The sequence below is a fragment of the Halodesulfovibrio sp. genome, from assembly GCF_015482765.1.
Classification (GTDB): Bacteria; Desulfobacterota; Desulfovibrionia; order Desulfovibrionales; family Desulfovibrionaceae; genus Halodesulfovibrio.
Genome location: NZ_JADMLB010000061.1, coordinates 62181 through 86011, shown reverse-complemented (window position 1 = coordinate 86011; position 23831 = coordinate 62181). Strand labels below are relative to the sequence as shown.

The following is a 23831-nucleotide window of genomic DNA, read 5'->3' as shown; positions in this document are numbered from 1 at the left end:
TCACTAAACATCCGGCTTCACATGCCAGATTCCGTCTATGTATTCCTGTACGGCTCGATCACTGGAGAAGAAGCCCATACCCGCTGTATTCATTATGGATTTTTTAATCCATAGATCACGATCCACATATTCATGAGCAATTCGCTTATGCGTTTCAACATATGCCCGATAATCAGCCAGTACCATAAACCGGTCTCCACCGCTTAATAGGGAGTTGAATATCCCGCTAAATGCCGTAGGGTTCCCCGGAGTAAACTGGTCTGAATTAATCATATCGAGCACTTCTCGAAGTTCACTGTCATTTTTATAAATATCCCACGGGTCATACCCGCGCTTCTTCATATCAAGAACTTCCTGCTCACACAGACCAAACAGATAAATATTTGGATCACCGACCCGCTCGCCAATCTCAATGTTCGCACCGTCTCTCGTACCAATAGTCAGCGCACCGTTCAAAGCAAATTTCATATTTCCTGTTCCGGACGCTTCATACCCTGCCGTGGATATCTGCTCGGAAACATCTGTAGCTGGAACAAGTAACTGCGCCAATGAAACATTGTAATTCGCGAGGAAAACTACCTTCAAGAAATTACGGGTATTCGGGTCAGAATTTATCCGGCGGGCAACAGCATTAATCAAATAGATTATATCTTTTGCCATCCAGTAACTCGGCGCAGCCTTTCCGCCAAAGATAAAAGTTCTCGGCTGCATTTTAACTTCCGGATTCTTTCTGATGCTGTTGTACAGGGTGATCACATGCAGAATATTCAGCAACTGCCGCTTGTATTCATGGAAACGTTTCACCTGAACATCAAAGATGCTATGTGGGTTCACCGTAATTCCATTCATTTTCTCTATGTAATCAGCAAGACGTTTCTTATTTGTCAAACGGCACTGTTCCCAATCATGCCTAAATTCATCAACGTCCGCCAACTCCCGAAGATGTTCAACTTGATTTAAATCTGTAACCCAGCCACATCCAAGATGTTCACTCAACAACCACGACAACGAAACATTGCACTGTCGTAGCCATCGGCGAGGAGTCACTCCATTTGTTTTGTTATTGAACCGTTCAGGGAAAATCCGAATAAAGTCATGGAACACACGATCCCGAAGAATCTGTGTATGCAATGCGGATACGCCGTTAATACTAAAGCTACCAACAATTGCCAGATGACTCATACGAACTTTCGGTTCAGGATCATCTGAAATAAGCGAAACTCTTGAAGGCAACTCCGGCTCATCACGGAAATGAAGACGTACCCCTTCAAGAAATCTCCGGTTAATCTCATAAATAATCTGCATATGTCGCGGAAGCAGTTTCTCCATAAGACTCACTGTCCACGTTTCTAAAGCTTCAGGCAAAATCGTGTGGTTGGTATAGGCAAAAAGCTTTTGGCAAATACACCATGCTTCTTCCCACCCCAGCAATTCTTCATCGACAAGCACACGCATTAGCTCTGGAATTGCAATTGCCGGATGCGTTTCATTCAACTGCACAACATTCTTTTCTGACAGCTGATCCCAAGGTTTATTTAGCTTTTTAAAACGACGGATAAGATCCCGCATTGTTGCTGCAACAAAGAAGTACTGCTGTTTCAGACGCAACGTTTTACCTTCCGGAGCGTCATCACTCGGATAGAGTACCATCGAAATGTTTTCGTCTGAAATCTTCTCTTGTACTGAACCGATATAATCACCGGCATTGAACGAGCTCAAAACAAATTCTTTATGCGGACGAGCTTCCCATAAACGAATGCAGTTTACATGGCCATTCCGATATCCGGGAACAAAAACATCATTCGCCATTGCCATAACAAGGTCACCGCCGCGCCAGTCGTGACGCAGAATCCCGTCATCATCCAGCCACTCATGAACCTTACCGTAAAAACGGATCGGATATTGCCCATACGGACGAGGAATAAGCCAGTGGTTCCCTTCATGCAGCCAGTTATCCGGCTGTTCCACCTGATGTCCATTTCGGATTTCTTGTCTGAACAAACCATACGAATAACGAATCCCATACCCGTATGCTGGCAAACCTAATGTTGCCATTGAGTCCATATAGCATGAAGCAAGCCGACCCAGCCCGCCATTACCAAGCCCCGGTTCACATTCTTGATCTATGATTTCGTCAAGAGAGAACCCCTGTTCCCGTAAAAATTCATGGGCTTCATTTTCAAGTCCAAGAGCAAGCAAGTTACTGCGAAGAAACTTACCGGGTAAAAACTCCAGTGAAAGATAATAAAGCCTCTTGTCATCGTTCGTATAATACTGGCGCTGAAGCGTTGCCCACTTTTCCAGCATGCGATCACGCACAGCAAGTACCAACCCCCAATAACATTTATGTTTTGAAGGATGTGTGTTGTCCCGTCCTAATGAATACAATATATGCCACAGCGCATCTTCACCCAGCGCAGAATTACGCGCTTCCGGAGCACTGGATTCATCAAGCGGCTTATCAAGTAAGTGTAGATAATCTTTTACATCTTTCGACATGAGATCCCCGTCCTTATCTGTCCGCAGCAGTAAAAAGCTGCATTGTTGTGCTAACGTAGTATGATACGAGGATGCCTACTGTGCAGACATGATAAAGGTCATTCGGCAACTCAGCTTTTGTAGTTCAAACTTTTCATTTGCGGGAGCGCATCCTTTCTTATACTACCATGACCATCAGAACATAATGTCGAACTATAGAGGATTTCCATGACCACGCCCCATAACGATACAAACGAACAAAACACTAATGCAGAAACCGAGCAGGCTTCATTTGATCAATTTTCTTTTGATCAGCGAATCCGCTCTGGGTTAGCAGCAGCTAAATTCACGACGCCTACTCCGGTGCAACAGTCCGTTATTCCAATTCTTCTGGAACGGCGAGACACCATTGCACTCGCTAACACAGGTACCGGAAAAACTGCTGCGTTCCTGCTTCCGCTTCTCCAACACCTTGCTTCAGAGGATGCATTAAAGCGTGGTCCAGTTCGTGCACTTATCCTCGCCCCGACCCGCGAGCTTGCGTTACAGATTCAAAAAAGCTGCATCGCACTTGGACAACAAACAGGGTACCGATGCGGGGCAATCTACGGCGGTGCCGGTGCTGCTCCACAAAAAAAAGCCGCCAAGGCATCTACTATTATTGTAGCAACACCGGGACGACTGCTTGACTTTATGGATCAAAAAGAAATCCGTTTAGGCGGTGTGGATACTCTCATCATCGATGAGGCTGACCGCATGTTCGACCTCGGCTTTTTGCCGGATATTCAGAAAATTTTAGATCGCGTTCCATCCAAGAGAACAACAGCGTTCTTCTCTGCAACCATGCCTAAACCGATTGAACAGTTGGCATGCACCTATACAAAAGATCCTAAAGTAATCGATGTGCGTACTGAAGAAGCAAAGCCGGACATTTCTCATGAACTGTTTACTGTTCCACCGCATCTCAAAAAGAAACTGCTGCTATCTCTTATGCCGCTGCTTCTTAATGATTCAGACAGCCTTGTCAGCAAGCAGAAGCGTGCAGAGCATAGCCCGCATTCAAAAGCTGACGGCGGCATCATTATCTTTGCAAACACAAAAGAAACATGCCGCGCTCTTGAGCGCACATTAGCAAGCAAGTTTGGAGAAGTTGCCGCACTGCACAGTGACCTCTCACAGTCAAAACGCAATAAAATGCTTGAAAAAATGCAAACCGGTGAAGCAAGAATTCTCGTTGCAACAGACCTTGTTGCCCGAGGTATTGATCTTGATCACATCACGCATATTATCCAGTATGACACACCGGACAGTCCGGATAAGTACATTCACCGTGTAGGACGCACCGCTCGTGCTTACCGGAAAGGGACAGCAATCACATTGCTCGGTGAAAAAGAGCTCATGCGCATGCTTCAAATGGAACAGGAAATCGGTAAATCGTTTGCCATGCGAAAGCTCGGCAACTTCAATTACAACGAGCCTTCCGGTAACAACAAAAACGATAGCCGCAATGATTCCAGAGGCAAGCCGTCCTTTAAACGCAAACCTCAAGGTAAAAAACCGAACGGCAAAAAATCTGGCGGGAATGCAGGTTCTCGGGGTGCAAAACCTCGTCGCAAGCGTTAGGTCTTTTAAAGACAAAATCTTCAAAAAAGCTCTTTTACCAACAAGATCACAGCCATTTCCAGCTGCGTTCAAAAGTCAAACTAATAGAGCTTTTCAATACAGAGGGTTACGAGCGCTTCTTCTAAGAAAATGCTTCCTCCCTTCACGATAAATCGAACTAATAAAAAAGGGTTGTCCTACATCAGTAGGACAACCCTTTTTCCAATCATAATTAGCAAGATGCTTCGAGTGTTAGCCTCGCAAGAAAAGTCCTTCCGCAAAGTGTTCACTTTCACATCGAATGAATCCGAACATACCCGGATGAACGACGTCAACATCTTCACCGCGATGGTTTTCAAGCTGGAAACTTCCCACCGGCAAAACAGGACGTTTAAGACCGGGAACCATAATCTGTACCGGCCTGTCAGCTCTGAAAGGTGAGCGCACGGCAATCTGCCACTTACTGTCATTTTCTTTCTGAACTAATTTAGCAACAATCGGAGTACAGTCTTTTTTCGGTAACGGAGGTACAGACTTTCTGTGTCCCTTTGGCAGGAAGAAGCCCGTGCTTAAATTTCTGGAAGCAGTGTTCTGCAATTCCCGAATGTACTCGTCATAACGGAACTGTCCGGTTGCCACATCGTTGATAGCAGTTCTGTAAACATCCACTACGTGTGCCACGTAGCTTGGAGTTTTCATGCGTCCTTCAATTTTCAATGAAGCAACATTGTTCTGGTAGAACCAACGCATGTATTTGACGAGGCACAAGTCTTCAGGTGCCCAGAAGGCACTATGGGGACCTTCATGGGTTACATCCCATGTAGGACCTTCACGCATCCCTTCTTCCACTGTCAGACGCATATCCTGAACAGTCAGCCCCTTGTACTCAAAGCGACAAGGGTGTGTACATTCACCAAGGTTGGCAGGACGCTGACTCATCCAAGATGAGAGCAGACAGCGACCGGATAATGCAAGACACATTGCTCCATGTACAAAAACTTCAAATTCCATATCCGGATATGCCTTGGTCAATTTGCTGATCGCATGAGCACCAAGTTCACGGGCAACATTTACACGTTCAATACCCAGATCATGCCAGAACCCGACAGCCTCGCTGTTGGAGGTGTTTGCCTGCGTGCTTAAATGGATAGATTTATTCGGCGCAATGCGGCGCGCCATACGAAGCACACCCGGATCGGCAATAATCAACCCGTCAACACTGGATTCAGCAAGATGCTCCAACGATTCCTGAACACCGGCAAGATGCGGTTCATGTGGCAAAATGTTCAGCGTATAGTAAATAGAAGCATCTTTTGCATGCGCTTTTGCGCAGGCAACTTCCAACTCTTCCCAGTCAAAACCGCCTGAGCTTGCGCGAAGGCTATGTTTTTTTCCACCAAGATAACAAGCATCCGCACCATACAGCAGTGCGGAGTCGAGTCTGTCCATATCACCTGCCGGACAAAGCAGTTCTGGCAATTTTTTTGTCATAATATTTTCAACTAAACAGGAAGCCCCTGCTTACGGCGTAGTTCTTTTAAATTATCAAGCACACTGTGCGGCACGTACAATCCACCCTTACCGCGACCGAGCGCAATATTAGGCTTCACCGCGCCGTGATAGTCCGAACCGCCGGTGAGTGCAAGTCCGTGTACGGAAGCCAGCTCCACAACTAGCCGTGTAGAAGCATCTCCATGTTCACTATGATAGGCTTCCAATGCATCCAGACCGTGCGGTTTCAACGTAGCAATCATATCATTCAGATATTCTTCTGACTGACCATGAATACACATATGCGCCCATGAAACGGTGGCTCCTTCCTCTTTCAAAAGCTTCACTCCATCCACTGGGCTAAGAACTTTCTTAGGAGCATATGCTTTGCCGCCGTCACATAACATGTCTTCAAAAACTTTTTTTACGCTTTTAAAATATTTTTTGTTTACCAGCACCTGAGCAATGTGTGGACGGCCAACAGAGCCGTCACCGGCAGCCTGCAAAACCTCTTCATATGTGATGTCCATACCGAGAGCTTGGAGCTTTTCAACAATTATCTTGTTACGCTCAGAACGGTAACTGCGAAGCTCACTCATAATCTTTTGAAGCCTTGGAGCCTTGGGATCAAGCCACAACCCAAGTAAGTGAATTTCTCCGAAATCTGTTTTTACACCGAGTTCACATCCCGAAATAACCTCAACCCCGAGCTCTTTGCCCGTCTCCATTGCCTCTTCAACACCTGCAACAGTATCGTGATCCGTTAAAGCAAGTGTGGTCACATTACTTTTTTTAGCAAGCTTTACCAGTTCCTCAGGAGAATCGCTTCCGTCGGAGGCTGTAGAATGTGTATGTAAATCAATAAATGTCCGCGCCATAATTCCTTCCATATAGAGAACTATGTAATAGTGTCTGTAGTTGTTTCTTTCATCATCACAAATACGCCCGCGATTTGCGGGTTGTCAAATGGCGAATGGGTTACAGTACGTATCATGGTAAATTTGTTTGTACTTATTTTCTTTTTTTAGAAAATTATACTACGCCGCTTCCTGTTGCTGTGCGTACAGTAACTGCGTATACTACCCAACCTGCACACTAGGTGTGTATATTTTTTTCAAGGAGTCGCACTGTGACTGTACAAGCTGATTTACTGAAAATTCTTGCCTGCCCAAAATGTAAGAATTCCCTCAAACTCACTGATGATAAAGACGGACTTTCCTGCTCAAAATGCAACGTTGTGTATCCAATTCGCGAAGAAATTCCCGTTATGCTCGTTGAAGAAGCTATTGCTCAGGAAGCATGGGACAACGGCACACGCGACGCTCGTAAATAATGTTATTCCCGCTTACAGTGTAATACACACGCCGTAGTTGCCAATCTTGACGGATTGCTGTCTCTGCTTATGATACATCTGAAAGGAGAGCCGGATTATGGTTATCAATTATGGATCGTTTTACGACTTCCCTCATCTGTTTGATAAACTGATGAATGACTTGCACGACCCGCAACCAACTGCATCCCGACGCGCTACGTTTCCCCCGCTCTATATCAGCGAAGACGAAACAAATGTATTTGTTAGGGCTTTGGTTCCAGGTGCAGCAATGGAAGACATTGAGTTGATTATTGAAGACAACACACTTGTCATCAAAGGTGAACTGAAACCAATTCAGGGAAAATACTACCAGCAGGAAAGACCCACAGGCTCTTTTCAACGGTTGGTAAAAATCAACGTCCCAATCCATAAAGACGGTATCACCGCCACCATGAAATCCGGCATGCTGTTTGTTCAGCTCCCTAAATCCACGGCAATGAAGCCGCGTACAATCCATATTCAACCAAGGTAGTAGCTATGCAGCAGATGCCTAACAGAATTGGAAAAAGACCACGGGTACAACCTCCGGCAGATTTTGTTGAACGTGAAGACGGGTTCTACCTCTACCTCGATATGCCGGGAGTAGAAAAAGAAAAGCTTATACTGGATATTGAAGATGACAAACTTTCAGTACAGGCAAAATCCAACTTCGGCCTCGTTGCCGGAGAACGCGTACACTCTATGGAATTCGGGGAAGTGGAGTACTGCGCGCGTTTTGAAGTAAGCGAGCTGGTTGATAAAGAAAAAGTAAGCGCCAAATTTGAGAACGGCGTGCTCACCATATACCTCCCTAAGAGGAAAGAAGTACCGCCCAAGCGCATTCGAATAGACGTTCTCTAACCTTTTACAGACACACTACTTAATGAAAATTTTATTTATCTCAGATTTGCACGGTTCATACGACCGTGCAAAAACTGTTTTGGACAAGGCAGAAACTATTACCCCAGACTGCATCGTATTGCTTGGAGACTTACTCTACCATGGCCCCCGCAACCCGCTGCCAATTGGGCACGATCCCAAAGCAACTGTTATTCTGCTCAATAGCTACAAAGAAAAAATTATTGCAGTACGCGGTAACTGCGATGCTGAAGTAGATCAGATGGTTCTGGACTTCCCAATTATGTCTGATTTCTCGTGGTTAATTGCCGACGGGCGACGTATTTTCCTCACCCACGGTCACCTGTGGAATCCGGAAAACATGCCTCCACTGTGCGCCGGTGACACCTTTGTGTACGGACACGTTCACCGTCCGAAAGCATACACCAATGAAGACGGCATTCATATCTGGAACCCGGGCTCCTGCTCTCTGCCAAAACAGAGTGACCGCCCTACCTACGCTGTGTACGAAGATAATACCTTCCGCGTTTTCGAATTAGACGACACCTGTATCCTTGAACAAACGTTGTAGGGGAGCACATGCACGCTGCTGAATCTTTCTCCGCGCCGATAACGTTGCGCGGTAGAACCATCCAGAACCGCCTGTGCCTTGCCCCCATGGCAGGCTTAGGACACATAGCCTACCGAGCTATTGCGGCACACTACGGGGGATACGGATTACTGTTTACCGGCATGTGCAGTGCACGTGCTGTGCCTACAGAAAACCGCCATAAATCCCCAGTGTTCAACTGGCAGGATGAAGAACTGCCGACCCTTGTCTGCCAACTTTTTGGAGCAGCCCCTGACGACATGGCTGCCGCTGCGGAGCGAATTCAAGAAGAAAACTTTTTTGGTGTAGACATCAACATGGGATGCTCCGTTTCTCCCATCGTTGATAGGCAATGCGGCGCAGACCTTATGCGTGATGTAGACCGTGCTTGCGAAATGGTTGAAAAAGTACGTAAGACTCTTGATATCCCACTGTTCGTTAAATTCAGAACCGGTTGGCAGAACGAACCGGAACCAGCTGTTGCCTTTGCAAAAATGCTGGAACAAGCCGGAGCTGATGCACTGACATTCCACCCGCGTGTTGCACCGGACAGACGTACAAAACGTCCCCGTATCAACGATATTGCATTGGTAAAAGAGGCTGTATCCATTCCGGTTTTTGGAAACGGAGACGTATGGGATGCCGCTTCCGCCGAAGCAATGGTCAACCGTACAGGCTGCGACGGACTTGCCATTGGACGTGCAGCCATATCCAAACCGTGGATGTTTGCAGAACTGACAGAAGGCTTTATCCCGACACCGGAAACGTACAAGGAAACACTCTTTATGTTTCTGGATCAAATTGAAAAATGGTACGACCCGACACGGGCAATTAAGCTGTATAAAAAGTACTGCATGTATTTTGCTGCAAACTTCCTCTACGGAAACAAGCTGTTTGGGCAACTTATCGCAGGTGACTCTATGGAAAAGATGCGCGAAAACGCAGAACGCTGCTTCGGCGACCGGATTCCGCAGGTTTCTAAAAGCCTCAATGCTCTCATGATGAACCGATAGCCAGCCGTCTTACCTATCTAGAGCCCCTCACAAAAAACTGTGCCTACTCTGGAAGCATTCCGCTTTTATTCTTGAATTTTCTCAAACTTCCAGACAGCACCATTCGCCCAAATACGCTCTTCTAATTCAATAAAAAAAGGCTGTTCTGAATATTCAGGACAGCCTTTTTACTATCTACATAACTAAGTGCCATTTGCTGCAACGATACCGCACTTCGTAAAGAAAACACCATCAATGCACCAGCGGTAAAATTCGCAACTTTACAAAAGACACACTTACTCCGAGAGGACAACTCCTAAACAACGTAAGGAACCTGTGTTCTTTCAGAGAGAAAAGGTGAAAAACGCGCCTGTCCGTCGAAGACAGACACAAATTACCTGATACCGCATCCACCGCAACGAATAGATTTGGCGTGCAAACGTGACTGAATATACCGTGCAAGTGCTGCTACGGCTCTATCTGCGGTCTGGAAAACCGGCACTCCTGCTTCATTCAACGCTTCACGCATCGGCTCAAACAACGCACCACCATCAGATGCACATACAAGCGGCTTATCTGATTGCTTCGCAAGCTCCAACGCACGAGATAAGATACTTTTTTCATTATGCATGCTGAACGGATCACCTTTTTCTGTATCCAAAGACTGCATCATCGGACTCAACGGTGTCAGAGCAAGAACGACCGCATCAACCGTCGGTTCATTAAGCATGATGTCTGCAACTTCTACATGCAATTCATCATCACCTGCCGGAGTTACATCCATAGGGTTAGAAATAGAAACAAGTGATTCTAGACGCTTTTCTTTAAGCAACGCACGGAATTTATTCGACGCTTTATCAGAGAACGGTGCCAGCTTCATTGTGAACGTGCCAACATCAATGCTGTCTGCCATGCTCACAGCTTCAAAGCCTGCACCACTGATAGCACCAATACGATTGCCTTCCACTTTTTTGCCATGCAATGTTTCAGCAAGCATGAAGAGGTCTTGGAATTGCTCAACGGTCTGCGCAACCACAGCACCAGCCTGCCGCACACAACTTTCAGCAACCATATAATCGCCAGCCAACGAGGCAGTGTGCCCGCTTGTTGCAGACTTTCCTTCAGGCGTACGGCCTGCTTTATAGAAGACAACCTCTTTTCCAGCCATTACAGCTTCGCGAACAGAACGGCAGAATGCCAATCCGTCAAGATCATTAAACCCTTCCGCGTATACTGCAATCACGTCTACATTATCATCATCTTTCAGATAGGTAACCATATCGCCAAGAGTCAAATCAGTCTGGTTCCCCATAGAAATCATATAGTTCGGAGAAAGGTGAGGATATCTGCTGAGCCCAAAGAGCATAAATGCACCGCTCTGGCTCACTAACGCTGCACGACGAGGTGTTCCCAAACCGTTACGCGGGAATTTGTTCTCAGGGATAAACCACGTATTGTAGCCACCCGGACGAGAAACAATGCCCATGCAGTTTGCTCCAATGAAAACTGGGCCACCGTCACTGATCTCATGCGCCTTGTTAATCTCAGCAATTACCTGCTGCGCTCGTTCCTGACTGTCTTCAGTCTCTCCAAGACCACCAGCAATGAGCATTACACTGTTTGCTGCGTCCTTTTGAATAACATCGTCCACAACAGCAGGAATATGCTTTGCAGGAACAGCCACAACAAGCATATCAAGCTTGCCGTCTGTATTCACAGAAGGAATGCAACGTACCCCGTCAATTTCGTCACAGCCGTCACGGATGATGCGCACTTGCTCTTTCGGGAATCCTTCAGCAAGTACGTTACGCAGGATAATACGTCCGAAATTTTCGCGGGAAGCAGAGACGCCTATAATACCGATTGTTTCTGGGTGCAGAAGATTCTTAATTTTCGCTACGGGACGCGGCGTCACCCCTTTTTCCGGTAGAGAAAAACGGCAAAGCCCATCCAGCGGAACCATCAGAAAATCGGTGAATGCAAACGGGTTAATCTCAAACTCATCAATGATGAACGGTGCATCCGGATTTGTCGGAGAATAATAGTTCGCTAACAAAATACAAGCATCAAAGCATTCAAGAAGCTGGTCGTCAGAAACTATACGCTCCTGACCGCGAGTACGCCCCGCAAGCTTTTCAAAAGAAATAGTCTGGCGGAAATGGCTGAAGAAGGTTTCGCCATCTGTCAATTTTGTTGACGCCGCCACAATTGCCTGATTCTTTTTGAATCGCTCTGCATACAGCTCTGCATCGGTACCGCCAAGGCCGGCACTGAGTACCATACCAAACTCACGGGTGCGACGGATACCCACAATCAGTTCATTGCCGAATGCATCAGAATCCGGCGGCATGAACTGCACCATCAATACGCCTTTCAGATCCAACGCAATAGCTTCTTCAAGTGCCGTGTCGGAAAGCCCCGCATACTCAGCAGGAGCCGCTTCAGGATGACGCTCAATCCATCGGGCGTACTTTTCAGGTACTTCATACATCATACGACGCCATGCAGAACGAATTTTACTTGGCTCGCGCTCTACAATACGCACCCCGCCAACTTCTGTCTTATGAACAATTGTCGGAGATACAATCTTTAATACAACTTTCTTGCCGGGAATACTCATAAGCTCGTCATCAGACGGACGGGTTCCCCGTGGAATCAATTTAACCTGTGGCGGTGTTTCTGATCCGATACTCTCCATCACACGATATACTTCGTGCTCATACAAAGAGGTTCGACCTTCACTATGTGCCTGTGAAAAGATTTCAGTAATCGCGTCAAAATTAATCTGAGCTGTAGTTTTCGCGTGCGAAAAGGCGTCGTAATTCTGCATTATGTTTCATCCACAAATTTTGGCTGCGCTCTGTAACCCATCTGCACAGAAATTTCTGATGCAACGTCTAAGAGCCGGTTTGCAAACCCAACTATATCTGTTTCCGGACCAATAATATCACTTGTGCCGCTTACGCTAATAGCACCGATAACGTTTCCTTCTGCACCGAAAACCGGTGCACCGATGGTATTAAGGTGAATAAGAGTTTCACCGAAGACCAAAGAATATCCCCTTTCACGAGTCGCACTAATTTCTTCATGCAATTCGATAGGATCGGTTAATGTTTTCGGGGTATATGGAAGCAACTGGACTGTAGCAAGGTGCTCCACAAGCTCTCGCATAGGAAGCTGAGAAAGAATAGCCCTGCCCATCCCCGTACAATAAGCGGGAACGGTTGGACCAATATATGATGACGGGTGCCATTCCTGATGATCGGTACTTAACGTTGTTAAAATAGCATTATGGTACATCACACCGACCCTGCCAATAGTATCAGAGTGCTGAGCAAGGTAGGTAACGGGGGTGGCAGACTTACGATTCAGCTCATATGTTGCAGACTGCAATGAACCGAGTTCCATAAGCTTCAAACCTAATTTATATTCTTTAGTCGCAGCATCCTGCGACAAATAATCATTATTAGCCAAGGCTTTTACAATGCCATGTGTAGTGCCGATAGCAAGATCAAGTGTCTTTGCAATATCACTCACACGCCAGCTTGGACGTTCAAATGTAAACAAACCCAAAACGCGGGTTGCTCTTTCAATAGATTGTTGGGACATAGCCTCTTCCTCGACATTATCGAATTGTTTTCGAAAAAGTATACATTCCTTCAAACTGCTGTCAACGAAACTGCATTAGATGAAACATAAGAACAAAATTCGACCAAAGACAATAACTCAGAGAATATCTTGCCTTTTTTGTAAACATGGTTCACTAACACGAACGGCATTGAAAAACTGTTTTTTGCGTTCATAAAAATACCATTCAAAAACTGTTGTATTGAAATAAATGAATTATACTAGTCTGCATTCTCTACAGTAGCATAAATTTAACATTGTTATACAACTGATTTTCGAAAACAATAGACTACGATAAAAAAGAGTCGCACAATTATTTATACTGTCAGGGCTATAGTTTACACTCACCCCTTTTTACTACACAGCGTAAATATAGTTTTTTCCGTAGTTATCTATTCAACAATTACAGTTCCTTTGCATTTTACATTTTGAAATCTGTACAATCTGTTTCACACTATTTTTACTACATTCTTTTTCTATTCCTTTTGAGTGTAAAACAATTTTTTACAGGAAGTAGTAAGCAAATCACCTGCTAGTGCAACAAAAAACTTGCCTTACTCAAATTTTCAAATAAGGTAAGCCTCTATATACGTTGGGAAGTTTTTTATTGACTAATTGTCATTAAGTTGACAGTCATTAGTCTTGAGGGGGATGCGTTAGCAGGGGGGACGTAATCAATCGGAGAGGAAATGAGTCTGAACAAACTTGGAACGATCGGACAGTCATCTGCCATGCAGGATGTCTTCAGCGTTCTTGCCAAAGTTGCCCCAACAGATAGTACAGTACTTGTCACGGGTGAGTCAGGTACAGGTAAAGAATTACTTGTACGATCCCTACATGCAAACAGCACCCGTAAAGAAGCACCCTTTGTTCCCATTAACTGCGGTGCAATCCCACGCGATCTTCTGGAATCCGAGCTCTTCGGCCATGAAAAAGGCGCGTTCACTCACGCTATTCGTTCACGTCCCGGCCGTTTTGAATTAGCAGACGGCGGAACAATCTTTCTTGATGAAATTGGTGAAATGGACCTGACCCTTCAGGTTAAGATTTTGCGAGTGCTTCAAGAAAAAGAAATCGAACGAGTCGGCGGTTCATCTATTAAAAATGTTGATGTACGCATTGTCGCAGCAACCAACCGTGACTTGGAAGCAGAAGTTGCAGCCGGTCGTTTTAGAGAAGACCTCTACTACCGTCTCAACGTTATTCCCCTTCAGCTTCCTGCATTACGTGAACGTGGTGGCGACATTTTGCTTTTGTGCGAACACTTTTTACAGAAATTCAGTGAAAAGCAACAACGCCCCCGTCTTTCGTTATCTCCTGATACTCGAAAAATTCTTGCCGCATACAGCTGGCCGGGCAATGTCCGTGAACTAGAGAACTTTATGGAACGCATGACTATTCTATGCGATTCGAACTCTATTACTCCGGCAGACCTGCCTCATAAGATCCTTGATCAGGTCGGTGTGGTTGCTGAATTACCTGAACCGGCATCACCGGAACCTATCCGTACTCAGCAGGAAGGATTCCGTTGGCCTTGCATTCAGGATCTGAATGAACAAAAGCTCCCGCTTAAAGATTTTCTCGACACTGTTGAAGAAAAATTACTGCTCGAAGCTCTTCAGCGAGCTAATGGCGTTAAAAACCAAGCAGCAGAAATCCTCGGTGTAAAACGCACCACCCTTATTGAAAAACTAAAAAAGAAAAAAATTGATTAATTTTTATAATCAGTTGCCGTACTCTTTATGCCGTACTAATTTTTCAGGGTGCCATGCGTCCATTTCTTGCACATTAATTGCAATGAGATAGCTGTGATAAAACAAATTCGTCCCAGACTTATCTGGCTCATAGTAGCGGTAGGATCTCTGTCGGTTGCTCTACCCGCAGAAACACAGGCTGCATCGTGGTATTGGGGAAAACATCCAAAGTTTGAACGCTTGGTTATTGCGTTCGACTCCCCAGTCAAAAATTTTACGCTCACCCGTACAGGTAAAAATGAGCTTACGTTTGTCACGCCTCAAAAAAGACAGGCTGTCAAATCGTTTAAGCCCATTAAGAACGGGCGTCGTATCCACACAGCCGATTATCTTGCCGCCCCGAAAGATGCTGGAAAAACATTGAGCATCCGTACAAAACTCAATGGATTCCGCTTCAGAACTAGCCGGGCAGATAACAACAAAATCGCAATTGATATTTATCCGGATCGCAAAGGTAAATATACTCCTCCTGCGACCAGTAAAAAGCCTTCTGCAAAAAAAGCTGTTGCCAAAAAATCGGCACCTGCCGTTCAGCCTGCTTCGCCAAAAGCACAGCCTGCACGTGCAAATTCCCCAGCTGCCGAAAAACAGCCTGCTCAATCCCGCATTAAAGCGGCACGTAACCGTACAGGTGAAAAACAACCCTTTTATACTCCAAAAAATGTATTCCGATCACGCATCAATAAAGGTGGGCCGGAAACTTGGATTGCACAGCCGTCAAAGGCTCAGCCTATAGCTGATCCAGCGTCAACATCTCCTGCTCCCCAGCAGCAGAACACAGTGCAACCTCTTCAGGCTAGTAATACAAAGGCAGCTGTAAAAGAACCTATGCCGCCAGTCGGCAAAGTTGCAGTTCCTGAAAAAAAATTAGAAAAAGTTGTCAGTTCTGAAGAAGAAAAAACAGAAGTTGTATGGGTGGATAAAAACGGAAACGAGGTGGCCCCGCCGCCAAGCCCAAAGCGACTTTTGAAATTAGCAAAAACTGCGCTGAACAATGGAGTATACTCAGAGGCTCTTGATACATACAAAGAGCTGAAGCGTGTACCAACCTTAACCAAAGAACAGCGTGACGAGGTTCTGAACGGCATTGCAGATACCTTATATGCAATGGGTAAAAATAATCTCGACAACAACTACGAAAACATCATTGCCGCGATTACAGAAGCAATGAACTTCGACTTAAAAAGCCCGAAAGTTCCAAGCCACCTGCTGCGTCTCGGCTATACAAATCTGAAAATCGGGAACGTCCGCGAAGCAGGAGCGTACTTTAACATTCTGCGCCGTAACCATCCTAAAGACGACCTTGTGCCAGCAACTTACTATTACTGGGGCGAGCACTACTTCAAGGAAAAGGAATGGCAAAAAGCTGCGGATAATTTCCAATACATTGTTCAAAAATATCCGGATACCAAGTTTGTTCGTGAAGCAGGTGTAGGACTTGCAAAATCCTTATACCAACTCGCTTACTACGATCAGGCTTACCAGATTGTTGACTATGTTGGAAAACGCTGGCCTCGCTTCTACCTCGACTACCCGCCGTTCCTCAGTCAAATGGGTGACGTTGCGTACCGTCTGGGCAAAGCAGATGAAGCTCGTATGCACTACTGGACATACTACAACATTGATCCTGATGGTGATGATGCCGATATGGTGCTTGCCCGTCTTGGTGACATCTATCTTGAAACAGAAGAATTTGATGCGGCTCGTGAGATTTACGAAGAGGCCGTACGCAAATTCCCAGATCGAGATGGTGGTCTTGTATCCCTTATGCGCCTAGCAGAAGAAGGGAAATACGATACTCCGACTATTTCTGACATGTTCTCTGTTTTCGACAAACCGTACAGTCTGAAACCGTTGGAAATCTATTCTAAGATCATTAAAGAATATCCACAAAGCAGGCTTGCTCCACTTGCCCGACTGAAAAAGGCTATCTGGTACCTGTGGAACAACCAGCATCCTGAAGCTCTGGCTACTGCTTCTTCTTTTATGGAAAAGCACCCAACCCATGAGCTTGCACCACGAATGAAAGAAGTTGCCATGCGCTCATTCAGCGTACTGACAGCGAACAACATTAAAGAAGAGAACTACGAAAAGATCCTTCAGATCTGGGATGACTTCCCTATAGTGCACAATCAGGAACCAAAACTCACTCCTGAAAGCCGTGTAGCTCTGGCTCTTTCCATGTGGAAAAAAGATAAACCAAGTCAGGCACTGAAAGTTCTTGATCCGTTCTTCCAGCAACTCAAAATCCCTGAATTTTCAGAGATGGGTTTAAGTCTGGCTCTTTCTGTGTACGTGGATAACGAGCGTTGGAATGACATCATCGAACTGGCACGCCGTGTTGAACTGTGGGAACTGAAAGATGAAAGCAAGAATCAGCTTGATTATGCAGTAGCTCTTGCACACGAGAACCTCGACCAGCCAGAAGAAGCTGTTCAATTATGGAGCCGCCTCAAAGGTGTAGAGGACATGCCGCGTGCAAAAGAAGGTTACATCAACTACTTCCTCGCCCGTGATGCCGAGCGACGTGAGGAGTTCGAGCCTGCTTACAAATTAAGTATGGCTGCTTTACGTACCTTTAAAGAACTTGCTGCAAAAAATCCTGAAAAAGCTGATAATGAAAAAATAAGGGATTTGTTAAACTCTCTTATGGATATTACAGAACGTACAGGTCGTTCACAGGAAGCTCTTGAATGGGCTCGTGAACTGTCCCTTGCTGTTCCGGAAAATGATCCGGGATACCCAGCAATGCGTTACAGAATTGCTTCGCTTTACAAAAAAACTGGCGACTCCGAGAAATGGAAAAATATCCTTACACAACTCGTAGAAGCCAACCCTAAATCTCTGTACGGTAGAATGGCTCAATCAGATTTGACAACACAAAACCTGTCAATTGATGCTTCTTCATTCTCACCTACAGGAAACTTGTAGCCTGCGGAGTTAACCGAAAAAGATAAGGAGTTCTCACATGAATAGTGCTGATGCAACCGCAACAAGACGTTCCCCTGTTGTTGCAGGACAATTCTACACAGCTAATCCGCAAAAATTGCGTGCTGAAGTAGAAACGTACCTTGAGCGCGGATCAAAACGCACAGCGAGCACTCTTCTAGCGATGGCTCCCCATGCCGGTTATATGTATTCTGGCAAAACAGCCGGATACACTCTGGGCACAAGTAATCTACGCGATACAATATATCTCTTCGGCCCGAACCATACGGGTCGGGGAGCTCCTGTTTCTGTCTGGAGCGGCGGAGATTGGGAAACTCCGCTCGGCACTGTACCAATCAATATTTCTGCAAGAAACAACCTGCTCGCTTCAGGCGCGTTTTTTGAAGCCGATACACTAGCGCACATCAACGAACATTCTCTAGAAGTTCTTCTTCCATTTATTCAAGTTGCTAACCCCGAAGCGACCATTGTTCCCATAGCGATTGCTACCAGCAATCAGGAAACGCTTGCGTTTGTCGGAGCCATGCTAGGTGGGGCTTTACAACAAAACAGCAACAGTTCCATCGTCGTAAGCTCAGATATGAGCCACTATATTTCAGCAGATGCAGCAAAAAAACTTGATGCACTCGCCCTCTCCTATGTTCAGTCCGTAGATGCTCAAGGGCTGCTAAACACTGTTGCCCAAAACAACATCAGCATGTGCGGTGTACTGCCGATGACAGCCGCACTTATTGCCTGCGAAGCCCTTGGTGCAAAACGGGCTGACATTCTTGAGTATACCTCCTCCGGCGCGGTCACAGGCGACTTGTCACAAGTTGTCGGGTATGCCGGTGTGGTTATAGACAGGCCGTAACCCGCCAATCTACGGCATTGCCATGTACTGGCAGGGTGCGTATTGTGCGCCTATGTCAAGCAACGCTTCAAATAATTCTTCCCGTCATATTCATGTACGTCCTTCCCCAAAGGACGATAATGAACTGCGCAGTTTTTTTGACAATGCAGTTGAAGGAATGTTTCGCAAGGCTCGCAACGGTCGCTTTATTTTAGTGAACCCTGCGTTGGCAAAAATTTTTGGATATGCCTCCCCCGGAGAAATGATCCGTAATTTTCCCCTCGATCAAGATAAGGTGACTCTCGACGCCGGTCGTTTTCTAGACCTTCTCACTGAGTTGAAAAATAAAGGGGAAGTCAAAAATTTTGAAATGCAATTCAGGCGACGTGACGGCCTGCTTATGTGGGTGCTTATTAACGCCCGCACTGTCTACACCGTTAAAGGCTCCATCAAATATTACGAAGGAACCCTTGTAGATATTACACAGCGTAAAGATGCTGAGACCGAACAAGCCATTATTGATGAACAAATTCGCCAGTCTCAACGAATGGAAGCTATAGGCATCCTTGCTGGCGGCATTGCTTCGGATTTCAGCACACTTATCCGTCCAATTGTAAGCAGCACAGAATCTGCTTTGAAGCAAAGTTCCGGTAACGAACAAGTACAGAGTAATCTGAACACCATTCTTGGTGCAGCCAACAGTGCTATGGCACTAATTAAACAATTCCAGACTATAAGTAGGCAAGGACAGGGCGAAATGCGCCCAACAACACTACAGCCTGTACTTGATGAAGCGCTGAGCGATTTTCGTTCTACCCTTCCGGAACATATAGAGCTTTTGGAAGAGATCAGTGCCAATAACCGTACGGTACTTGCTGATGCTGGACAAATTCGCCAAATCATCGACAACCTGCTCGAAAACGCACGCCTTTCTATTCCAGAAAGCGGTAAAATTATGGTGCGCATGGCTGAAGTGGAATTTGATGAACGTACCGGTGCCTTCCGTGCAGACCTGATCCCGGGAAAATATCTGCGCATCACAGTACAGGATTCCGGCGTAGGCATACCTGAACAATTACTTCCAAGAATTTTTGACCCATTCTTTACCACACGCGGCTCCCACAAAGCTCAGGGGCTCGGCCTTGCCGTTGCACATGGCATTGCCCGTGCTCATGACGGAGGTATTACAGTTCTTTCAGAAGAAGGACTTGGTTCGACCTTCTGCCTATACATTCCTTTTTATGATCAGGAAGTCGATCAATCTCAACCAATTGCACCGTCACCACGCCTTGGCAGTGAGCGTATCCTGCTTGTATCTCCCGAAGAACAGGAAATTCGAAAATGGCGCAGCCTACTTGTCCCTCTTGGGTATAGAATCGAAGCTGTCTCCGGCAGTGTTGAAGCATTACGCCTCTTTTTAGAATCACCGGATTCTTTCGACCTTATCGTTTCTACCTTTGCTATGCCGCAAATGAATGGTCTTGAGTTTTCACGTATTCTGCTTGGTGTGCATCCTTCAGCAAGACTTGTTTTGTGTGCTGATCCGGCTGACCCTATCACCAATGAAATTGCTCTTGGTGCAGGCGTCTTAACACTGACACACAAGCCTCTAGATACAAACCATATTTTCCAGCTCGTGCAATCTGCACTTGAAGATTCTCAGGAGTAGATAATGGCTCGCGTTCTTATCATCGATAATGATCCGGTTTTTTCCGAAACTCTCGCATCCATCGTTACAGGTCTCGGGCATCGCAGCAAACAGGCAAAATCTCTTGCTGAAGCTTTTGCATCCGGCAGGAAGCATGACACGGATATTGTTTATCTAAATACCCAACTGCCAGATGGAAACGGATTGCTTGCCATTGCCCAACTTAACGCCATGCGCGGACATCCTGAAATTATCGTGATGACAGGAACACCGACTCCGGATGGAGCTGAAAAGGCTATCCGCAACGGTGCATGGGATTATGTTGAAAAACAAAGTTCCGTAGATCGTATGGTGCTTCCGCTCATCCGTGCCATCGATTATAGAGGAAAGCGTCCAGCAAAGAACGGGGTAGTAAAGCTAAAGCGTAGCGGAATCATCGGCGACAGTGCGGGAATCAAAAAATGCCTGTCTCTTGTAGCAGAAGCTGCTTCATCAGATGCATCAGCACTGCTTCTGGGTGAAACAGGAGTCGGTAAAGAAGTCTTTGCCCGTGCAGTTCACGAAAACAGCCTTCGTGCAAACGGGCCTTTTGTCGCCGTAGATTGTGCCTCCATGTCACGAACTCTCGCAAGTTCAATCCTTTTCGGCCACCGCAAGGGAGCATTCACCGGTGCGGACAAGGACAGAGAGGGACTTGTTGCACAGGCGAACAACGGAACGCTCTTCTTGGATGAAGTGGGTGAACTGCCGCTTGCCATGCAGAAAATTTTCTTGCGAGTACTTCAAGAACATCGCTTTCGCCCTGTTGGTGCGAGAACAGAAAAAACATCAGACTTCCGTCTGATATGTGCGACAAACAGAAATCTTGATGAAATGGTAGCACGCGGAACATTCAGAAGTGATCTTCTCTTCCGTATTCGAACTGTTGTGATGGCACTCCCTCCCCTTCGCGACAGAACCGATGACCTGCCACGTCTTATCGAGCATTATGTAAAACAGCTTTGTGGTAAATACGGTATGCCAGCCAAAGGCATCTCACCAGATCTTCTTGATCTTGCACGAGAGTACTCATGGCCTGGCAACGTGCGAGAGCTCATTCATACTTTGGAACGAGCAGTACTTGCAGCTAAAGATACACCGAAAATTTTCAGCCGACACCTTCCTGACCATATCCGTATCAATATCGCACGGGCAGCAGTCGACAGAACCCACCGTGAAGAAATACCACTGCACAAGGGAGCATTCTGCACACTCTCCGAGGCAGAACACAGTTCAGACAGCTATACTGCCCGTCTTGCGACTTCACCAGTTGTACAAACACCACCACAGCCGGTGCAAAAACGTACGCAGATAAATCCGACTGCCGTACCCGCTGAAGTCTCTTCAGAAAATCGTGAATATCACATTTCAAAAACTCCGATGCCCCCGAACCATGAGGGGGCGGGGGCAACTGAAATATACTCGCACTCTGGCACTGACCATAAAGGTACTCTTTCCGCAATTACGGACAAAAAACACAATTCGTCCGCAATTGCGGACATGCATTCCGCACAAGACACCGTTCAACCTTTTTTTGAATTCCGAGATGAAGTTTTCACTCAATACCTTCAAAATCTTATGAGGTTATCCGACGGGAAAGTCGCGACTGCGTGTAAATTATCCGGACTATCACGATCCTATCTCTACGATCTTCTTAAGAAGTATTCATTAAAATAAGAGATCACTTTTTACTCTCGTTCCGGTATTCCGTATAAAAGAATACAATTTGTCCGCAAGTGCGGACAAATTAGTCCTCTATTACGGACAGAAATTTGTTTTTTTACCTGCGAGACGATGACATCAATTATCACTTAGCACAAAATCATATTTTACTGTTTAATATCAGCACACTATACACAATGGCACGCTTCTTGGTATAGAGAAGGGCAGTGCAGGAGAAATGGTCTGCTCCTGAAAAGGTTTTCCCCCGTGTGTAGGACAAAGTTAGGGGGAACTTCTTTTTTCGAACCGGCGAAAGCTATCCGGTTACTTGATCGCTTTGTCGATTGAAAAATGCGCGCTACAGCATGCTGTAGCGCGATTTTTTTTAACAGCATTTCATCTGAAAAGACTTTATTCCCAACCACACACATCCAGCCTTATCAACATGCTTACTTGAAATTCCTATTCGTGTGGCGTACCACCTCCTCAAGGAGATTCCATGTCACAAAAACCTGCAACCACCACTTGCGCCCCACGCAAGCGAAAGCCGAAAAGCCCAGTTAAAGCACTTGTCATCGCAGCACTCTGCTGCTTAACAGCGCTTGCTGTCATTTTATCCAATGACCCAACATTACTGTCATGGAACAAAGCGTGGCCCGGACTCATCCGTCCTCTCTTACGGATGCTCGGATTTCTCGGAATAGGTCTTATCGTTGGTATTGCAGTTGAAGGTATGGGCTGGGCTCCCCTTCTTGCGACATTAGTTCGCCCTGTCATGAAGTTCGGTAACTTAAAAGACGAATCCGGCGCAGCATTCACCACTGCTTTTTTTTCTGGAACTGCAGCCAACACTATGCTGATGACGTTCTGGAAAGAAGAAAAAATCTCCTTACAGGAAATGAAGCTAAGCTACCTCATTAATACAGGGCTTCCGGTATTTCTTCTGCATCTCCCCACAACTTTTTTTATTATCGTCCCCATGACACGTACCGCGGGCATTATTTATCTGTCATTAAACGGTGCTGCTGCGCTGCTGCGCACTCTGCTGTTACTCATCTGGACGCGAATAACATTAGCCCCCCAAGCCAAAGTAACTCAAACGGAAGAAGCCCGCGCCAACCGAACCACCTCTGCGGCAAAAATTATGCGTGCCTTCAAAAAAAGATTCACACGCATCTGTACCATCACCGCTCCAGTCTACTTTTTAATTTATGCTCTCAATCAAGCTGGAATGTTTGAATACCTGCGCACAGCTGCAGCCGGATGGGTTACCTCGGCCTACCTTCCTGTAGAAGCAGTCAGCGTTGTTGTCTTTGCCGTAGCAGCAGAGTTCACAACAGGTATAGCAGCCGCAGGTGCCTTGCTGGACGGCGGTGCGCTCACGACCTCCCAACTTGTTCTTGCACTCGTTCTGGGTACTATTGTTGCCACCCCTATTCGAGCACTTCGTCATCAACTACCATCACAGACTGGGGTTTTCTCCTTTAAAATCGGCTTCCCAATGCTACTTACCAGTCAAGCATTACGCATCAGCAGTCTTATTCTGGTAACAGCCCTGTATCTTTGGTTTGCAGGTTAGCAATATCACTCCTTGACCGCTCAATTTTATTGCGTGTACAGTGCCTCACTTCAGGTGCTCATAAAGCCTAATAGGGAATCCCGTTAAAGTCGGGAGCGGTCCCGCCGCCGTAAGTTCTATTCAATCTTTCTTCAATATACCACTGGGTTACCGGGAAGGTGGAGAAAGAGGAACAAGCCGGAAGACCTGCCTGAAACATTGTAGATATCCACACCATACCTGCCTTCGAATTCTAACCCCTTTCCTTTCGGCAGACGTGGATATCAGGCACGTTTTAGCAGACACGGGGCCTTGTCTTGCAAAACACACTTCGCTACCGGTGCGCACTGTGCACCGTCCATGCGCCATATCCCCGCCCCAAAACATTGGAGGCTTTTGCC

The 23831-nt window shown here is 46.1% G+C and carries 17 protein-coding genes and 1 riboswitch; of the genes, 12 read left to right on the top strand and 5 right to left on the bottom strand.

Annotated features, from left to right (window positions below; all coding sequences use genetic code 11):
- Positions 1-3: 3 nt before the first annotated feature.
- Positions 4-2499, bottom strand: coding sequence for a glycogen/starch/alpha-glucan phosphorylase (locus QZY95_RS10960; RefSeq protein ID WP_290923374.1), 2496 nt, complete (start codon positions 2497-2499; stop codon positions 4-6).
- A gap of 207 nt (positions 2500-2706) precedes the next feature.
- Here QZY95_RS10960 and QZY95_RS10955 point away from each other — a divergent pair, with 207 nt between their 5' ends.
- Entirely contained in the window at positions 2707-4101 is a 1395-nt protein-coding gene (locus tag QZY95_RS10955; RefSeq protein WP_290923372.1) for a DEAD/DEAH box helicase, read from the top strand.
- A 231-nt stretch (positions 4102-4332) separates the two neighbouring features.
- Here the strand turns inward: QZY95_RS10955 and QZY95_RS10950 are convergent, their stop codons facing one another.
- Together QZY95_RS10950 and QZY95_RS10945 are read right to left on the bottom strand one after the other, a co-directional pair.
- A complete protein-coding gene (locus QZY95_RS10950; RefSeq protein WP_290923370.1) occupies positions 4333-5571 on the bottom strand; it encodes a peptidase U32 family protein in 1239 nt (412 codons plus the stop codon).
- Positions 5572-5582: 11 nt separating this feature from the next.
- Positions 5583-6449 (bottom strand): PHP domain-containing protein, encoded by an 867-nt coding sequence (locus tag QZY95_RS10945; RefSeq protein ID WP_290923369.1) that lies wholly within the window; start codon positions 6447-6449, stop codon positions 5583-5585.
- Between the two features lie 251 nt (positions 6450-6700).
- Between QZY95_RS10945 and QZY95_RS10940 the strand changes: the two genes are divergently transcribed.
- The 5 genes from QZY95_RS10940 to QZY95_RS10920 all read left to right on the top strand — a co-directional run bounded on the left by QZY95_RS10940 (position 6701) and on the right by QZY95_RS10920 (position 9382).
- Positions 6701-6904 carry a Trm112 family protein gene (locus tag QZY95_RS10940; RefSeq protein ID WP_290923367.1) on the top strand — a complete coding sequence of 68 codons (204 nt, stop codon included), beginning with the start codon at positions 6701-6703 and terminating at the stop codon, positions 6902-6904.
- Positions 6905-7001: 97 nt separating this feature from the next.
- Positions 7002-7415: an Hsp20/alpha crystallin family protein gene (locus QZY95_RS10935; protein ID WP_290923365.1), complete on the top strand. Its 414-nt coding sequence runs from the start codon at positions 7002-7004 to the stop codon at positions 7413-7415.
- Between the two features lie 5 nt (positions 7416-7420).
- A complete protein-coding gene (locus QZY95_RS10930; RefSeq protein ID WP_290923364.1) occupies positions 7421-7783 on the top strand; it encodes an Hsp20/alpha crystallin family protein in 363 nt (120 codons plus the stop codon).
- Positions 7784-7805: 22 nt separating this feature from the next.
- Positions 7806-8351, top strand: coding sequence for a phosphodiesterase (gene yfcE, locus QZY95_RS10925; RefSeq protein WP_290923362.1), 546 nt, complete (start codon positions 7806-7808; stop codon positions 8349-8351).
- A gap of 8 nt (positions 8352-8359) precedes the next feature.
- Positions 8360-9382: a tRNA-dihydrouridine synthase family protein gene (locus QZY95_RS10920; protein ID WP_290923360.1), complete on the top strand. Its 1023-nt coding sequence runs from the start codon at positions 8360-8362 to the stop codon at positions 9380-9382.
- 373 nt (positions 9383-9755) lie between these two features.
- On the opposite strand, the gene QZY95_RS10915 is transcribed toward QZY95_RS10920, so the two are convergent.
- Complete coding sequence (locus QZY95_RS10915) at positions 9756-12191, bottom strand: acetate--CoA ligase family protein (protein WP_290923358.1); 2436 nt, start codon at positions 12189-12191, stop codon at positions 9756-9758.
- Complete coding sequence (locus QZY95_RS10910; RefSeq protein ID WP_290923355.1) at positions 12191-12970, bottom strand: IclR family transcriptional regulator; 780 nt, start codon at positions 12968-12970, stop codon at positions 12191-12193. The genes QZY95_RS10915 and QZY95_RS10910 overlap by 1 nt, the downstream gene beginning before the upstream one ends.
- Before the next feature lie 707 nt (positions 12971-13677).
- Between QZY95_RS10910 and QZY95_RS10905 the strand changes: the two genes are divergently transcribed.
- From QZY95_RS10905 to QZY95_RS10880, 6 genes are all read left to right on the top strand, one after another.
- Entirely contained in the window at positions 13678-14703 is a 1026-nt protein-coding gene (locus tag QZY95_RS10905) for a sigma-54 dependent transcriptional regulator (RefSeq protein WP_290923353.1), read from the top strand.
- A 93-nt stretch (positions 14704-14796) separates the two neighbouring features.
- Complete coding sequence (locus QZY95_RS10900; RefSeq protein WP_290923352.1) at positions 14797-17673, top strand: tetratricopeptide repeat protein; 2877 nt, start codon at positions 14797-14799, stop codon at positions 17671-17673.
- 37 nt (positions 17674-17710) lie between these two features.
- Positions 17711-18544 (top strand): AmmeMemoRadiSam system protein B, encoded by an 834-nt coding sequence (gene amrB / locus QZY95_RS10895; RefSeq protein WP_290923350.1) that lies wholly within the window; start codon positions 17711-17713, stop codon positions 18542-18544.
- A gap of 52 nt (positions 18545-18596) precedes the next feature.
- Positions 18597-20192 carry an ATP-binding protein gene (locus tag QZY95_RS10890; protein WP_290923348.1) on the top strand — a complete coding sequence of 532 codons (1596 nt, stop codon included), beginning with the start codon at positions 18597-18599 and terminating at the stop codon, positions 20190-20192.
- A 3-nt stretch (positions 20193-20195) separates the two neighbouring features.
- Positions 20196-21887 (top strand): sigma-54 dependent transcriptional regulator, encoded by a 1692-nt coding sequence (locus tag QZY95_RS10885; RefSeq protein ID WP_290923346.1) that lies wholly within the window; start codon positions 20196-20198, stop codon positions 21885-21887.
- 484 nt (positions 21888-22371) lie between these two features.
- The gene (locus QZY95_RS10880; RefSeq protein ID WP_290923345.1) at positions 22372-23451 is read left to right on the top strand and encodes a nucleoside recognition domain-containing protein; all 1080 of its coding nucleotides are present in this window, start codon (positions 22372-22374) and stop codon (positions 23449-23451) included.
- A gap of 35 nt (positions 23452-23486) precedes the next feature.
- A riboswitch (cobalamin riboswitch) is annotated at positions 23487-23660 on the top strand.
- Positions 23661-23831 lie beyond the last annotated feature (171 nt).